The sequence below is a fragment of the Flavobacterium salmonis genome (genome assembly GCF_903819435.1).
In the GTDB taxonomy this organism is placed as follows: domain Bacteria; phylum Bacteroidota; class Bacteroidia; order Flavobacteriales; family Flavobacteriaceae; genus Flavobacterium; species Flavobacterium chungangense.
Genome location: NZ_CAIJDP010000008.1, coordinates 1 through 496, shown reverse-complemented (window position 1 = coordinate 496; position 496 = coordinate 1). Strand labels below are relative to the sequence as shown.

1 pseudogene is annotated in these 496 nt (G+C 51.4%); it reads right to left on the bottom strand.

Annotation, left to right across the window (positions count from 1 at the left end):
- Window positions 1–496: pseudogene (locus tag FLACHUCJ7_RS00040) on the bottom strand (Calx-beta domain-containing protein); the annotation flags it as partial.

Here is a 496-nt window from a genome sequence, read left to right as displayed (position 1 = left end):
CGGATCAATAGTGATCGTGCCGGTCAATTGGCCTGCAGGGATGGTGATCGTAGTAGTGCTTGCTGCGTAATCTCCTGCTGAAGCTGTTCCTGTAAAGCCTAAACTTACTACCGTATCGATAGTCGTAGCCGTGCTCAGCGTAGCGGTGATCGTAGCGGTGCCTGCTGCGTTCTCTACGATTGTTGCTGTTCCGCTAAGTGTTACCGTTGGGGTGGTCTCGTCATCGGTGATCGTAACGATTGCCTGAGTGGTACTGCCTGCCGTAGCTCCTGTAATATTAGTGATATCGATGATTACGGTTTCATTTCCTTCGTACAGGGTATCATCGGCCGGATCAATCGTGATCGTACCGGTCAATTGGCCTGCCGGAATCGTAATGGTAGTATTGCTGGCTGCGTAATCTCCTGCCGAAGCTGTTCCTGTAAAGCCTAAGCTTACTACCGTATCGGTAGTCGTAGCCGTGCTCAGTGTAGCGGTGATTGTAGCGGTACCTCCT